17 protein-coding genes and 1 tRNA gene are annotated in these 14,476 nt (G+C 68.5%); 13 read left to right on the forward strand and 5 right to left on the reverse strand.

Going from position 1 to position 14,476, the window contains the following annotated elements; all coding sequences use genetic code 11:
• Positions 1–69 precede the first annotated feature (69 nt).
• The 13 genes from ndk (at position 70) to ITJ61_RS16925 (ending at position 11,254) form a co-directional block, all read left to right on the forward strand.
• Positions 70–492: a nucleoside-diphosphate kinase gene (ndk, locus tag ITJ61_RS16865; RefSeq protein WP_104240826.1), complete on the forward strand. Its 423-nt coding sequence runs from the start codon at positions 70–72 to the stop codon at positions 490–492.
• A gap of 105 nt (positions 493–597) precedes the next feature.
• Complete coding sequence (locus ITJ61_RS16870) at positions 598–1,860, forward strand: M20 metallopeptidase family protein (RefSeq protein ID WP_194686918.1); 1,263 nt, start codon at positions 598–600, stop codon at positions 1,858–1,860.
• 290 nt (positions 1,861–2,150) lie between these two features.
• Positions 2,151–4,805 carry an Rne/Rng family ribonuclease gene (locus ITJ61_RS19980; RefSeq protein WP_323744400.1) on the forward strand — a complete coding sequence of 885 codons (2,655 nt, stop codon included), beginning with the start codon at positions 2,151–2,153 and terminating at the stop codon, positions 4,803–4,805.
• A gap of 222 nt (positions 4,806–5,027) precedes the next feature.
• The gene (gene rplU / locus ITJ61_RS16880; protein ID WP_068481311.1) at positions 5,028–5,336 is read left to right on the forward strand and encodes a 50S ribosomal protein L21; all 309 of its coding nucleotides are present in this window, start codon (positions 5,028–5,030) and stop codon (positions 5,334–5,336) included.
• 18 nt (positions 5,337–5,354) lie between these two features.
• On the forward strand, positions 5,355–5,609 hold the full coding sequence (gene rpmA, locus ITJ61_RS16885; protein WP_068481308.1) for a 50S ribosomal protein L27: 255 nt from the start codon (positions 5,355–5,357) through the stop codon (positions 5,607–5,609).
• A gap of 105 nt (positions 5,610–5,714) precedes the next feature.
• Positions 5,715–7,223: a GTPase ObgE gene (gene obgE / locus ITJ61_RS16890; RefSeq protein ID WP_104240828.1), complete on the forward strand. Its 1,509-nt coding sequence runs from the start codon at positions 5,715–5,717 to the stop codon at positions 7,221–7,223.
• Positions 7,224–7,251: 28 nt separating this feature from the next.
• Complete coding sequence (locus tag ITJ61_RS16895) at positions 7,252–7,521, forward strand: hypothetical protein (RefSeq protein ID WP_104240829.1); 270 nt, start codon at positions 7,252–7,254, stop codon at positions 7,519–7,521.
• Positions 7,522–7,541: 20 nt separating this feature from the next.
• The gene (gene nadD, locus ITJ61_RS16900) at positions 7,542–8,171 is read left to right on the forward strand and encodes a nicotinate-nucleotide adenylyltransferase (protein WP_104240830.1); all 630 of its coding nucleotides are present in this window, start codon (positions 7,542–7,544) and stop codon (positions 8,169–8,171) included.
• A complete protein-coding gene (locus tag ITJ61_RS16905) occupies positions 8,168–8,998 on the forward strand; it encodes a hypothetical protein (RefSeq protein WP_194686919.1) in 831 nt (276 codons plus the stop codon). The genes nadD and ITJ61_RS16905 overlap by 4 nt, the downstream gene beginning before the upstream one ends.
• 70 nt (positions 8,999–9,068) lie before the next feature.
• Positions 9,069–9,473, forward strand: a complete 405-nt coding sequence (gene rsfS / locus ITJ61_RS16910; protein ID WP_104298995.1) for a ribosome silencing factor — start codon at positions 9,069–9,071, stop codon at positions 9,471–9,473.
• 5 nt (positions 9,474–9,478) lie between these two features.
• Positions 9,479–10,264, forward strand: coding sequence for a sulfite exporter TauE/SafE family protein (locus ITJ61_RS16915; protein WP_258067544.1), 786 nt, complete (start codon positions 9,479–9,481; stop codon positions 10,262–10,264).
• A gap of 76 nt (positions 10,265–10,340) precedes the next feature.
• Positions 10,341–10,416: transfer RNA gene (locus ITJ61_RS16920), tRNA-Ala, on the forward strand.
• 85 nt (positions 10,417–10,501) lie between these two features.
• The gene (locus ITJ61_RS16925) at positions 10,502–11,254 is read left to right on the forward strand and encodes a DUF1345 domain-containing protein (protein ID WP_181059687.1); all 753 of its coding nucleotides are present in this window, start codon (positions 10,502–10,504) and stop codon (positions 11,252–11,254) included.
• A 36-nt stretch (positions 11,255–11,290) separates the two neighbouring features.
• On the opposite strand, the gene ITJ61_RS16930 is transcribed toward ITJ61_RS16925, so the two are convergent.
• The 5 genes from ITJ61_RS16930 to ITJ61_RS16950 form a co-directional block, all read right to left on the reverse strand.
• Entirely contained in the window at positions 11,291–11,560 is a 270-nt protein-coding gene (locus ITJ61_RS16930; protein ID WP_160070539.1) for an acylphosphatase, read from the reverse strand.
• Positions 11,561–11,682: 122 nt separating this feature from the next.
• Entirely contained in the window at positions 11,683–12,447 is a 765-nt protein-coding gene (locus ITJ61_RS16935; RefSeq protein WP_194686920.1) for a 4'-phosphopantetheinyl transferase family protein, read from the reverse strand.
• On the reverse strand, positions 12,444–13,244 hold the full coding sequence (locus ITJ61_RS16940) for an ABC transporter permease (protein WP_194686921.1): 801 nt from the start codon (positions 13,242–13,244) through the stop codon (positions 12,444–12,446). Before ITJ61_RS16940 ends, ITJ61_RS16935 begins: the two co-directional genes overlap by 4 nt.
• Positions 13,241–14,224 (reverse strand): ATP-binding cassette domain-containing protein, encoded by a 984-nt coding sequence (locus ITJ61_RS16945; RefSeq protein WP_194686922.1) that lies wholly within the window; start codon positions 14,222–14,224, stop codon positions 13,241–13,243. The genes ITJ61_RS16940 and ITJ61_RS16945 overlap by 4 nt, the downstream gene beginning before the upstream one ends.
• Positions 14,221–14,430, reverse strand: a complete 210-nt coding sequence (locus tag ITJ61_RS16950) for an MbtH family protein (protein WP_104298996.1) — start codon at positions 14,428–14,430, stop codon at positions 14,221–14,223. The genes ITJ61_RS16945 and ITJ61_RS16950 overlap by 4 nt, the downstream gene beginning before the upstream one ends.
• Positions 14,431–14,476 lie beyond the last annotated feature (46 nt).

Raw genomic sequence — 14,476 nt, forward strand, 5'->3', positions numbered from 1 at the left:
TGATCTGCACGCATTCACCGAACGACCTGGCCCCTCGCAGGGCCGACCACCACGACCAATGGAGGAATCATGGCAACCATCGAAGAGACGCTCGTCCTCGTCAAGCCGGACGGCGTTCAGCGCGGCCTCACGGGCGAAGTGCTTCGCCGCATCGAGACGAAGGGCTACTCGCTCGTCGACCTCCGCCTCGTCCACGCAGACCGTGCGCTCCTCTCGGAGCACTACGCGGAGCACGAGGGCAAGCCGTTCTACGAGGGCCTCCTCGAGTTCATGCAGTCGGGGCCGACCGTCGCGATCCGCGTCGCGGGCCACCGCGTCATCGAGGGCTTCCGATCGCTCGCCGGCACGACCGACCCCACGACTGCCGCGCCCGGCACGATCCGAGGCGACCTCGGTCGTGACTGGGATGCCGGCGTGCTCCTCAACATCGTGCACGGCTCCGACTCCGTCGAGTCCGCCGAGCGCGAGCTCGGCATCTGGTTCGCGGCCTGACCGACTCGAGAGGTGGACGACTCGGTCGGGCTTCGGCCGAGTCGTAGGCTTCGCGGTAGGCGGGCCGTCAGGTGCGAGAACATTGATTCGGGGGCGAGTTGCGAGATGAAGGCTGGGAGATCGTCGTCGACGGAGCACAGCGAGCGGCTCGACGAGCTGGCCTCGGCATGGCGGGCTGCGCTGCGCGAGGAGCTGCCGGCGGCCGTCCGGCTGCGTCAGGAGCTCCACGCCGACCCCCGGCTCTCCGGTGAGGAGAACGACACCGCTGCCCGCCTCGAGGCCGAGCTCGGCGACCGGGTCACGATGCACCGCATCGCCGACTCCGGGCGCATCGGGCGCCTCGGCCCCGCAACCGGGGGTGCCGTCGGGGTGCGTGCCGAGCTAGATGCGCTGCCGCTGACCGAGCTCACCGGGGTGCCGTTCGCCTCGTCGAACGGCGCGATGCACGCCTGCGGGCACGACGTCCACCAAGCGGCGCTCGTCGCCTTCATCCGGGCCGCGGACCACCTCGACCTCCCCGTCGGACTCGTGCCGATCCTGCAGCCACGGGAGGAGACCTACCCCTCGGGCGCGCATCAGATCGTGCAGGAGGGCGGCCTCGAGCGCTTCCAGGTCGAGCACGTCATCGGCGCGCACGTCCACCCGGGCGTCCCTCGAGGGGCGATCGCGATCGGCGGCGGCTACATCAACGCGGCTGCCGATGAGATCGAGATCTCGCTGCAGGGACGAGGCGGCCACGGCGCGTACCCGCACCAGGCGGCCGACCCTGTCGCTGCCGTCGCCCAGATCGCGCTCGGGCTCCCCGAGGTCGTCCGTCGCACGATCTCGCCCATGAACCCGGCGGTGATCAGCGTCGGGACGCTCTCTGCAGGCGAGGGCGCGGCGAACGTGCTGCCCTCGAGCGCCCGGCTGCTCGCGTCGATGCGCACGACGGCGCCGAAAGACCGCGAGCTCCTGTTCGCGGCCGTGCAGCACCTCGCGGTGCGCACTGCTGAGGCGTACGGCACAGAGGCGATCGTGCACATGCACCAGAACATGCCCGTCCTCATCAACGACACCCACCTCGCGTCCGATGCCGACGACTGGCTCGCGCGCCTCGGCGTCGACGGGGCGGAGCCCATGCGCTCGCTCGGCGGCGACGACTTCTCGTACTACTGCGACGAGGTCCCCTCGATCATGTGCTTCGCGGGCGTCGAGACGGCAGGTCTGCCTGGGCCCGGCGGCGCATACGCCCCGACACTCCACCACCCGCGCTTCCTTCCGACGGAGGATGCGGTCGGGCTCGTGGCGAGCGCGTTCCTCGCCGGGTACTGCGCGGCCGCCGAGCGCATCCTCGGCATCGCACACCACAGGCGGGTCCTGCCCTGACGGTGGGCGCACAGCCGAAATCGGGTCTGGATGCGGTGGCCGTGCGATACTGGAAAGGTCGACCGGGCAGAGTCCCACGGCACCCGAAGTTTTTCAGGCACGAGCCACGAGCAGAGCAACGCTCCGTCGCACGGGCCGCAGGCAGGATCGCCGCAACCGCGGCACACCACGTACAACCTTTCCGCCGAACGGGCGGAGACCATTTTCGATGAGGATGCATGGCATCTTCATCGCCCGGAGGGGTGGGCGCACGCTTTGCGCCACGCCGGAGTAGGAGCACACCAGAAATGGTGACCACAAACGAATCAGACCAGAACACCACCGATGAGCAGTTCGACGCAGAGGCGGGCCAGGAGTCCGCGACTGCGGCAGGGGTAGGCGCAGTGGAGCACGAGTCGACCGAGGAGTCCGCGTCGTCGGTCCCGTCCGTCATCTCCTCCACGACGCTCTTCTTCCTGCAGCCGGATCTGCCCCCGGTGCTGGATCGCAGCCCACGCGAAGACCGCGGCCGCGGTCGCCGTCAGGACGACGAGCCGTACGAGCGCCAGGAGCGCGGCGACCGGAACGATCGCTACGAAAGGCAGGATCGCAACGACCGCTCCGAGCGTGGCGAGCGTTCGGACCGTGGCGAGCGTGACCGCGCTGACCGCAACGACCGCGCTGACCGCGGCGACCGTTCGAGGGAGTCGTCGCGCGACGACCGCCGACAGGCCCCGGCAGAGCGCCAGCAGTCGACGACGCGTCGTCGTCAGTCCCGCGAGGAGCAGCCGGTCGAAGAGCCCGTGCTCATCACGGAGCCGCAGAAGATCAAGGGGTCCACGCGTCTCGAGGCGAAGCGTCAGCGCCGCCGCGAGGGCCGCGAGAGCGGGCGTCGCCGCCAGGTCATCACCGAGTCCGAGTTCCTCGCTCGTCGCGAGGCGGTCGACCGCGTGATGCTCGTCCGCGCCAAGGACGACCGCGTCCAGATCGGCGTGCTCGAGGACAAGGTGCTCGTCGAGCACTACGTCGCGCGTTCGCAGGAGTCGTCGCTCATCGGCAACGTGTACCTCGGTCGCGTGCAGAACGTGCTCCCGAGCATGGAGGCCGCCTTCATCGACATCGGGCGCGGCCGCAACGCCGTGCTCTACTCCGGTGAGGTCGACTGGGCTGCTGCGGAGGTCGGCGGCAAGTCGCGTCGCATCGAGAACGCCCTCAAGCCGGGCGACCGCGTGCTCGTCCAGGTCACGAAGGACCCGATCGGCCACAAGGGCGCCCGCCTCACGAGCCAGGTGTCGCTGCCTGGTCGCTACCTGGTCTACGTGCCGGGGAACTCCATGAACGGCATCTCCCGCAAGCTCCCGGACACGGAGCGCGCACGCCTCAAGAAGATCCTCAAAGAGACGCTGCCGGCAGGCGTCGGCGTCATCGTGCGCACGGCTGCCGAGGGCGCGACCCAGGATCAGCTCGAGCTCGACGTCAACCGACTCACCGCGCAGTGGGCCGACATCTCCTCGCGCATCGAGGCGGGACCCGCTCCGGCGCTCCTGCACTCCGAGCCCGACCTCCTCGTCAAGATCATCCGCGACGTCTTCAACGAGGACTTCCACAAGATCGTGATCCAGGGCAGCGAAGAGCTCGAGACCATCACGAACTACCTGCACCAGGTCGCCCCTGACCTCGTCGACCGCGTCGAGGCGTTCCAGGGCGGCGACGTCTTCGCCGAGTACCGCGCGACCGAGCACATCGAGAAGGCTCTGGACCGGAAGGTCTGGCTGCCGTCCGGCGGCTCGCTGGTGATCGACCGCACGGAGGCCATGACGGTCGTCGACGTCAACACGGGGAAGTTCGTCGGCTCCGGCGGCAACCTCGAGGAGACGGTCACCAAGAACAACCTGGAGGCGGCCGAAGAGGTCGTCCGCCAGCTGCGTCTTCGCGACATCGGCGGCATCATCGTCGTCGACTTCATCGACATGGTGCTCGAATCGAACCGCGACCTCGTCATGCGTCGCCTCATCGAATGCCTGAGCCGTGACCGCACGAAGCACCAGGTCGCAGAGGTGACGAGCCTCGGGCTCGTGCAGATGACCCGCAAGAAGCTCGGTCTCGGCCTGCTCGAGACGTTCAGCGAGCCGTGCGAGTCCTGCGCTGGCCGTGGTGTCATCGTCTTCCACGACCCGGTGCTCAAGCACCGTGGGGGAGCGCCTGACAGCAGCGCGAACGCGAAGAGCAGTCGCAAGGGCCGCGGTGGTCAGCAGCGTGAGCAGCAGGCTCCTCGTGCCGTCGCAGCTCCGGCCGCGACGTCGACGCACGGCATCACCGAGGAGGCGCGGGGCGCTCTCTCGAAGATCGCGGCGTCGACGCTCACCGGGCAGAAGCAGGGCGAGCCTTCGGAAGAGCAGCAGCCCGTCGTGCAGGCGAGCGCCCAGGCGCCGGTCGCCGACGAGCGTGGCGGCGACGAGCAGTCCGGGCAGCAGGGTGAGTCGCGTCGTTCGCGTCGCGGCCGCAGGCGCGCCAAGACGGATGCTCAGGCTCCGGCGACGTCGGAGGCTCCGGAGCAGGCGCCGAGCGAGCCGGTGACGCTCGACCGTAATGCGGTGCAGCAGTCGGATGGCGATGACCGGAAGGCGCGCGCCAGCGAGAACCTCTTCGACTTCGACTCGGCCCAGAGCGCCGAGCCGGCACAGACCAAGCGCGAGGCCGACCCGGCAGCGCTTCGTGAACTCGACTCGCTGCTGGATGCGCTGGTCACCCCAGAGGGTGAGCAGCAGCCGGCAGCGGGCGAAACGACCGAGGCCCCCGCCGCGGTCGAGGTGACGACGCCCGCCGCCGCCCCTGAGAAGGTTCAGGAAGCGCCGACGGCGTCTGCGCCGAAGGCAGCGCAACCGGCGACGGTTGAGCCGCCCAAGGGTGCTTCGGGGCGTCCGCGCCGCCGCCGCATCACGACGCCGCCGCTCTCTGCCGAGTAAGATGACAGAGTAGGGCGACCGGACGCGAAAGCGTCGAGTGGGTGGGTGCGCTTGCGCGCACCGACCCTGCCGGGTAAAGTGGTTCGCTGTTGCACGTTTGCATTCGTGCTGGCATTCCCTCGCCCGGTTGCAGGGCAGAGTCAGCTCGCCGCAGCGAGCAGGGCTTCCAGAGTTTGAAGACACAGCGTCCGACCTTGTCGGGCTCGGAGAAAAGGTACTGAAGTGGTATTCGCAGTTGTGCGCGCCGGTGGACGGCAGGAGAAGGTAGAGGTGGGCACTGTGCTCACCACGAACCGTGTTGTTGCCGACAAGAAGGGCAACGTCACGCTTCCGGCTGTGCTGCTCGTCGACGGTGAGACCATCACGAGTGACGCAGAGAAGCTCGCTAAGGTCACGGTGACTGCAGAGGTCCTCAACGACCTCCGCGGCCCGAAGATCGTCATCCAGAAGTACAAGAACAAGACCGGTTACAAGAAGCGTCAGGGCCACCGTCAGGAGCTCACGCGCATCAAGATCACCGACATCAAGTAAGTCGAGGAGCAGACTTCAATGGCACACAAAAAGGGAGCGAGCTCGACTCGCAACGGCCGTGACTCGAACGCTCAGCGCCTCGGCGTGAAGCGTTTCGCGGGCCAGACCGTCAGCGCGGGCGAGATCCTCGTCCGTCAGCGCGGCACGCACTTCCACCCCGGCGCCCTCGTGGGCCGCGGTGGCGACGACACGCTGTTCGCCCTCTCGGCAGGCATCGTCGAGTTCGGTGCGAAGGGCCGCCGCAAGGTGGTCAACATCGTCGCTGGCGAATAGCAGCAAGCACAGTCCCTGAATCCAGGGCGGTGTCAGGATGAGGGGCGGGCCACGGTCCGCCCCTCATCCGTATTTTCACGACTTATCGTTCTACAGGAGCTCTTCATGGCCACCTTCGTCGACCAGGTGACGCTGTATCTGCGCGCTGGAGAGGGTGGCAACGGCTGCGTCTCTGTCAAGCGCGAGAAGTTCAAGCCACTCGCCGGCCCCGACGGCGGTGATGGCGGCAACGGCGGCAGCATCACGTTCTACGCCGACCCGCAGGAGACGACGCTGCTGTCGTACCACCACAAGCCGCATCGCTCGAGCGACAAGGGCGGCTTCGGGATGGGCGATTGGCGCAACGGGTACACCGGTCAGCCGCTCGATCTGCCGGTTCCCATCGGAACGGTCGTCCGCGACGCGGACGGCGTCGAACTCGCTGACCTCTCCGAGCCCGGCATGCGCTACGTCGCTGCCGAAGGCGGACAGGGCGGTCTCGGCAACGCGTCGCTCGCCAACACGAAGCGCAAGGCGCCTGGCTTCGCTCTGCTCGGCACGCCAGGCGAGGAGCTGCAGGTGCAGCTCGAGCTCAAGATCGTCGCGGATGTGGCCTTCGTCGGCTACCCGTCTGCTGGCAAGTCGAGCCTCATCGCGGCGATGTCCGCGGCCAAGCCGAAGATCGCCGACTACCCCTTCACCACGCTCCACCCGAACCTCGGCGTCGTGCAGGCGGCCCAGTACCGCTACACGGTCGCCGACGTTCCCGGCCTCATCGAGGGCGCGAGCGAGGGCAAGGGCCTCGGCCTCGACTTCCTGCGGCACGTCGAGCGGTGCTCCGCGCTGCTGCACGTGCTCGACTGCGGAACGCTCGACCCGGGCCGCGACCCGATCAGCGACCTCGATGTCATCCTCGAGGAGCTCGGCAACTACCCGGTGCCGGAGGGGCAGACGCCGCTCCTGGAGCGTCCGCAGTTCGTCGCGCTCAACAAGATCGACCTGCACGATGGGCGTGAGCTCGCCGAATTCGTGCGCCCCGAGCTGGAGGAGCGCGGCTACCGTGTCTTCGAGATCTCGACGGTGAGCCACGAGGGCCTCAAGGAGCTCTCCTTCGCGCTCGGCGAGCTCATCGACCGTGACAGGGAGGCCAAGCTCGCCGAGCTGGCCATCAAGCCGCGCATCGTGCTGCGTCCGCGCCCCGTCGACGAGAAGCCGTTCGAGATCCGCGTCGAAGGCGGAACGCACGGAAACACCTACCGGATCCTCGGTGAGAAGCCGCAGCGTTGGGTTGCGCAGACGGACTTCGCGAACGACGAGGCCATCGGCTACCTCGCGGACCGCCTCAACAAGATCGGTGTCGAGGAAGCCCTCTTCAAGGCCGGTGCAGTCGCCGGTTCCGCCGTCATCATCGGGCCTGGCGCGCAGGGCATCGTCTTCGACTGGGAGCCGACGCTCACGAGCGCGGCAGAGCTCACGGTCTCGCCGCGTGGCACGGACAGTCGCCTCGAGGAGAACAGCCGCACCACCACGCGTGAGCGGCGCGAGGGCTACTACGAGCGCATGGACGGCAAGGCCGCGGCGCGTGCCGAACTCGAGCGCGAGCGCGAGGGCGGCGTGTGGAAGGTCGACGAGTGACCCCGCGAACATTGGTAGGGTGGGACGCATGATCGAGCTGATTCCCGCTGCGCTTGCTGATGCCGTGCTGGCCCAATCCGTGCTGGCCGAAGAAGGGCACCACATCGTCAACGAGCTGGTGATGCCCCCGATCATGTTCGGTGTCGTCACGCTCGTCGCCTTCGTTGCCCTCATCGTCGTCACGTACGCGTTCCGCAACACGTGGCACAGCAACCCGGTCGACTCCAAGGTCGTTCCCTACGAGCCGTTCAACCACGCTGGCGTCATCGAGGCCGGCTCGGAGCACTCGAAGCACTAGCGCGGAGACGCGCCCGCCTTATGCCTCACACCGTCGAGCCTTCCCCCGTTCCCGAGCGCCGCAGAGTCGGCGTCATGGGTGGAACCTTCGACCCGATCCACCACGGGCACCTCGTGGCGGCGAGCGAGGCGGCGGCGCACTTCGATCTCGATGAGGTGCTCTTCGTGCCGACAGGAAAGCCGTCGCACAAGTCGCACGTCACCCCGGTCGAGCACCGCTACCTGATGACGGTCATCGCGACGGCCTCGAACCCCCGGTTCAAGGTGAGTCGTGTCGACGTCGACCGCGACGGCCCCACGTACACGATCGACACCCTGCGCGACGTCCAGCGACTCCGCCCGGATGCAGACCTGTACTTCATCACGGGTGCGGATGCCATCGCGCAGATCCTTGGGTGGAAGAACTCGCTCGAGCTGTTCGAACTCGCCCAGTTCGTCGCGGTCTCGCGACCGGGGCACGAGATGCGCACCGACGGCATCCCCGCCGACAAGGTGACGGCGCTCAAGATCCCAGCCCTGGCGATCTCCTCGACGGACATCAGGGCGAGGGCCTACGAGGAGAAGCCGGTCTGGTACCTGGTGCCAGACGGTGTCGTGCAGTACATGGCCAAGCACAGGCTGTACACGGCAGAAGAGATTGATGCCATATGAGTGACGCCCCACTGACTCGCCGCGAGCTTCGCGAGCTCGAACGTCGCCGCGAGAAGGGCGAGCAGCCCGAGCTCCCGACGATGGCGCCGACGGTCTCCGTGGAGGCTGAGGCGGGATCCGAAGAAGCCGCTCCTGTCGTTCCAGCCGCTCCGGCCCCTCGTGCTGAAACGGCGCAGCCGGCGCAGCTCGCATCCGGCGTCGCGCTCGAGGCTCCGCTCCAGATCGACGGCCTCTCACCGACGCCGATCGACGTGCCGGCGACGCTCGAGTCCACTGAGGCTTCTGAGACCCCGGACGTCGCTGAGGTCGAGGAGGTCGCTGAGGCCCCCGAGTTGCCCGGCGACTCGTTCAATCGGAGCCCGGCGGCCGTCGAGCAGGAGGCTCAGGAGGACGGCACGAGCGGCGACTACTTCCGACGCCTCGTCATGGCCAGCCACTCCACGGACGAGACGCCGACGGGCATGATCGTCATGCCGGAGATGAGCTCGCCCGATATCACCGGCGCCCTCAGCGGCGCGGGTGATCTCATGATCACGGGCAAGATGCAGGTCTCCCGCGAGCTCTCCAACTTCGGCACGCTGACGACGGGGCTCGACTCGCCGGAGATCGACCACGCTGACGAGGGCGACGAGCAGCTGCACTCGAGGGCCGTCGAGGAGCACAGTCCGGTCGCGGCCAGCCGCGCGGTGCGCGAGCCTGGAATGCCGCTCGCACCCCGCCGTGGGCACGGCGTGCGGCTGTCGATCTGGGCGGTCGTGAGTGGCCTCGCCGTCGCTGTGGCTGGCGTTGTCGCAGTGATCCTGGGTATTGTTCAGGGTTGGTTCTGATCAGCTGGCGAGCGCATCGCCTCTCGGACACCACGTTGAGCTCATCTGGGCTCTCAATGAAAGGGACCGAATGACCGCGAGTACGCGAGCAATCGAACTGGCAGACATCGCAGCGAAGGCTGCCGACAAGAGACTCGGCTTCGACATCGTCGCCCTGGATGTCTCGAACAACATGCCGCTCACGGACATCTTCCTTCTCGTCTCCGGTCGCAACGAGCGCATGGTGCTCTCCATCGCCGATGAGATCGAAGACGCGATGCGCGACATCGGGCAGCGCACGCTGCGCCGAGAGGGCCGTCGCGAGGGTCGCTGGGTGCTCCTCGACTTCAACGACATCGTCGTGCATGTCTTCCACGAGGAGGAGCGCACGTTCTACGGGCTCGAGCGCCTGTGGAACGACGCACCCGTCGTGAAGCTCGATCTCGGCGAGGGCGACGCAGCCGCCGAGCAGCCGAACCAGGCCGAGCAGAGCTGAGCGGCGTGACGCCCCGCAGGTCGAAGGGCGGATGGGTCTGGCTCATCCTCACCGGCTTGCTCGCGGGCTTCCTCTCTGGGCTCTTCGGGGTCGGCGGGGGCATCCTCATCGTGCCCGCACTCGTCTATCTGGTGCGGCTCGACACCCGCTTGGCCGCTGGCACCTCGCTGCTCGCCATCCTGCCGTCGGCGATCGTCGGGGTGGTGACGTACGCGGTCGGCGGCAACGTCGACCTGCTCCTGGCGGGGCTCCTGGCCATCGGCGCGATCGCGGGTGCCCCGCTCGGGTCATGGCTGCTGGAGAAGATCTCGAAGCGCACGCTGCAGTGGGCGTTCATCGCGTTCATCGGCGTCGTCATCGTCTCGCTCTTCCTCGTCGTGCCGTCGAGGGACGCCGCAGTGCACATCGATCTGCTCGGCGGCGCGCTGCTGGTGTTCCTGGGCCTCTGCACGGGCGTGCTGTCCGGCCTGCTCGGCATCGGCGGGGGAGTCGTGGTCGTGCCGATGCTGGTCGTGCTCTTCGGCTCGAGCGACCTGCTCGCGAAGGGCAGCTCCCTGCTCATGATGATTCCGACGGCGCTGTCCGGCACGATCAGCAACCTGCGACGCAAGAACGTGGATGTGGGTGCCGGCCTCGCGGTCGGTGGCGCCGCCTGCCTCACGACGAGCCTCGGGGGCTTGAGCGCCGCCGCCATCTCGCCGTCGCTCGCGAATCTGCTCTTCGCGGCCTTCCTCGTCGTGATCGCCGTGCGCATGGGTGTGGATGCCTGGCCCCGTCGCACCGCTCGGTAGCGACACGCGCTGGCCGCCTCGATTTGGTGCGTCCCAGCTTCTGAGCTATTATTTTCGAGTTCCCGGAAACGGGTGCGGGTCTGTGGCGCAGCTGGTAGCGCACCTGCATGGCATGCAGGGGGTCAGGGGTTCGAATCCCCTCAGATCCACCACGAAGCCCCGGTCAGCTGAAGCTGACCGGGGCTTTTTCGTCTGAGCTGCCGCTCGGTTCCCCGCGCGATGCGGGAGGATGTCCGCATGGCGAGACGCATCATGGGCGACACTGCACGGGCCAACTGGAGCGCGCTCATCGCGGTGCCGTTCGCAGCGGCCTTCTACCTGTTCGTGGCGAGACGCCTCGGCGTCGAGATCGGCGACACGGTTCGCTACCTCGTGAGCATCTTCATCGTGTTCTGGCCGCTGTTCGGAACGGTGTACCTGGTCTGGACGCACCTCGCCTATCGCAACGCGGACGCGGTGCAGCTGCGGGTCGCCTCGAGGCGAGAGCGCATCACGAAGCGCCGCTGGTGGCATCGGCTCGTCGGTTACGGGGGAGCGACGGACTGGACGATGGCGGGCGCCATGGTCGCGGTCGCCCTCACGGTCGCTATCGCGCAGGAACCCGCCTTCCGCGACCAGACCATCTTCGTGGTGCTCGGGCTCGCCACGGTCGCGGCCTCGTGGGCGCTCATGGTCTACGCGTTCGCGTTGGAGTACCTCCGCCTCGACGCGGTCCCTGATGCTGAGGCGGGACATGGGGGAGCGGACGAGCGCGAGCGGGATGCCGCGCGCCGGTCGCAGATCGTGTTCCCGTTCGAGGAGGAGCCTCGCTTCGGCGACTACCTGACGCTCGCGGTCCTGATGTCGACGATGGCGGCGACGGCGTCGGCTGAGATCACGTCGCGCCGCGGCTGGCGCATCGCTCGGACCAACGTGGTGCTGGCGTTCGCGTTCAACTCGGTCATCGTCGCCATGATGGTCTCGGTGCTCTTCGGCGGGCTCACGACCTAGCGGGGAGGTCAACGTGGGGAGGCCAACGCGGGAGGCTCAGCGCACGACGCGGAAGCCCTCGGTTCCCTTTGGGGTCCGCTCGGAGACGCGAGATGCGGTGACTTCGGCATACGGGGGCCCTTTGCTCATCCACGCGAGGAGCGCATCCACCTGGTGCTCCTCTCCTTCGAGCTCGGCTTCGACCCGGCCGTCGTGGAGGTTGCGGACCCAGCCGCTCACACCCAGCCGCTGCGCCTCCTGCGCCGTGGTGAAGCGGTAGCCGACACCCTGGACAGTACCGGCCACGATGACGTTGACTCTCCGCATAGCCACATTGTGCTTTCCACGCCTGGAATCCGGGAAGATGCCGGCCCGTGTGGGGTGAGAAGCACAGCCTTTTCCCATCTGGTGGGCTCGGCCCATCTGGTGGGCTCGGGGAGCTTCCGCGGTCAGGTCAGGTGCGAGAGCTCGCCCACGTCGTAGCCGGTGTCCGGGAGGCAGCCGAGCTCGGTCAGCAGCTCGGGCATGCTCCAGAGCCGTACCTCCTGGGGGCGGGTGGTGGCGATCGATGCCTCCGCGCTGCCGCCGATCGCGAGTTGGCGCACACTCACGGAAGACGGACCAGATGCGGGACTCGGCGCACCGTGGACGATGCGCCAGGAGGGGTGCCCATCGAGCGGATGCTCCTCGACGCGCAGCGAGGACGGCTCGTCTCGGAGGCCACGGCCGGAGACCTTCAGCGCGGCCTCCTTCGCCGTCCAGAGGGCGATGCGAGCGGCGACGCCCACCCGCTGCGTCGACGCGGGCATCCGGAGCCGCTCTGCTGGGTGCAGGGCGTACGCGTCGAACTCGGACCACAGCTGTGTCGGCACGGTCTCGATGTCCACGCCGATCGCGTCCGCCGGGTCGGCGATCGCGACGAGCACCCGGCCGTTCGTCGTCGAGGAGCTGAGCGAGAGGTCGCTGCTCGTCGGCTGCCCGTGGCGCCCGCCGCAGTCTGCGCAGCGGCGGGCGATGTCGAGCTCGCCGGCCAGCTCGAGCGGGACCCCGCGGCCCCAGGCCGCCAGCAGCCGGAGGGCGGCGCGCCCCGCCAGCGTGCGGCGGCGCAGCTCCTCGGTGCTCCGAGCGCCGGCGGCGGCGAGGTCGTCGGTGCTCGCGCACTGCGACGCGGCGTCGAGGACCTCGTCGATGCCAGCGGCGAGCACGGCGATCATCGGCGGCTGATGCGGCGGTACTGCCACACGGCGATCGGCGCGAAGATCGCGATGATCGCGACGCTGCACAGGAACGCGTACAGGACGGCGTTCTCGGCGGGCCATCCTCCGGCAGCCGTGAAGCCGCTCGGGGCCGCGTTGCCGAAGAGCTCCCTGACGGCGCTTGCGACCGCCGTGACCGGGTTCCACTCCGCGAACGCGCGAAGGGGGCCGGGGAGCATGTCCGCTGAGACGAAGGCACCGGAGATGAAGCAGACGGGGAACAGCCACAGGAGGCCGAGGCTCTGCGCGACCTCGACGCTCTTCGCGGTGAGCGCGATGGTCGCGCCGATCCAGGAGGTCGAGAAGGCGAAGAGCAGCAGCAGCGCGAAGGCGGCGAGCACTTCGAGCGGGCCGGATTCGACGCGCCAGCCGATCGCGAGTCCGCACGTCAGGATCACGGCGATGGAGATGATGCTCGTGACGAGATCGGAGCTCGTCCGTCCGAGGATGACGCCGACGCGCGACATGGGGAGCGTGCGGAGCCGATCGATGAGGCCGGACTGCAGGTCCTTCGCGAGGTAGACGGCGGTGAACGATGAGTTGAAGGTCAGGGTCTGGGCGAGAATGCCGCCGATCAGGAACTGCCGGTAGTCGGCGCCGCCCAACGCGCCGCCGAAGACGAAGGCGAGGATGAGGACGAAGATGATGGGCTGCGCGATGCCGGTCACGAGGGCGCCAGGCGTGCGCTGCACGTTGAGCACGTTCCTGCGGGCGACGATGCTGCCGTCGCGGAAGGCCGCGGTGATTGCGCTCATGCGGTGACCGCCTCTCGCTCGTCGTTGGTGTGCAGCTCGGCGGACGCGTCGTCGGGTCGCTGCCCCGTGATCTGGAGGAAGACCTCGTCGAGGGTCGGCTGCCGCAGCGCCGCCTCGATCGTGCCGATCCCGGCCTCCGAGAGGCCGGCGAGCACGGCCGCGATATCACGGCTGCCGTTCGGTGCCTTGGCGGTGATGCGCACGGCGCGGTCGTCGAGGGACGCCTCGCGTCCGATCGCGGCGACGATCTGGAGGGCCCTGTGGCCGTCCTCCGCCCGCTCGAGCACAAGATCGATCGCGGCTCCTCCTGCCCGCGCCTTGAGGGCCGACGCGGTGCCCTCTGCCACGATCCGGCCCGAGTCGATGACCGAGATGGCATCGGCCAGCTGGTCGGCCTCCTCCAGGTACTGGGTTGTCAGGAGCACCGTCGTGCCTGCCGTCGCGAGCGTCTGGATCGCATCCCAGGTATCGCGACGCCCGCGCGGGTCGAGTCCCGTCGTCGGCTCGTCGAGGATCACGACGGGCGGCCTGGCGACGATGGCGCCGGCAAGGTCGAGGCGGCGGCGCATGCCGCCCGAGTAGTCGCCCGCGCGCTTCTTGGGGTGCAGGTCGTCGAGGCGGAAGTCGCGGAGCAGCTCGTTCGCGCGTGCCTTCGCGTCTCGGCGCCGCATGCCGTAGAGCTGGCCGACCATCGTCAGGTTCTCGACTCCGGTGAGCTTCTCGTCGACGGCCGCGTACTGGCCGGAGACGCCGATGCTGCGGCGCACGTCCTGAGCCTCGCGCCGGACGGAGTGGCCGGCGACCTGCACGTCGCCGGCATCCGGGTCGAGGAGGGTCGTGACGACTCGGACGGTGGTGGTCTTGCCCGCCCCGTTCGGGCCGAGGAGTGCGTGGACGGAGCCTGCTGGGATCTCGAGGTCGACGCCGTCGAGCGCGGTGAAGTCGCCGAAGCGCTTCCTGAGCCCGCGGATCGAGATCACGAGACCGCCAGGTCGCGCTCGCGGACGGGCGTGATGTCTCGCCAGTTCTCGGTCACGTAGTCGAGGCAGGCCTGCTTGGGGGCTGGGCCGTAGACGACGACCCAGCCTGCGGGCACGTCGGCGAAGTCGGGCCAGAGGGAGTGCTGCTGCAGCTCGTTGACGAGGACTCGGAACTCTGCGGAGATGTCATCGAACGGATTGGTCATGATGTTCCCTTCTCTGTTCACGCGGGGGTTCGTGAGTGAGGTGGCG

Origin of the sequence: Pseudoclavibacter sp. VKM Ac-2888, from assembly GCF_015351285.1 — a bacterium.
Lineage (GTDB): Bacteria > Actinomycetota > Actinomycetes > Actinomycetales > Microbacteriaceae > Pseudoclavibacter.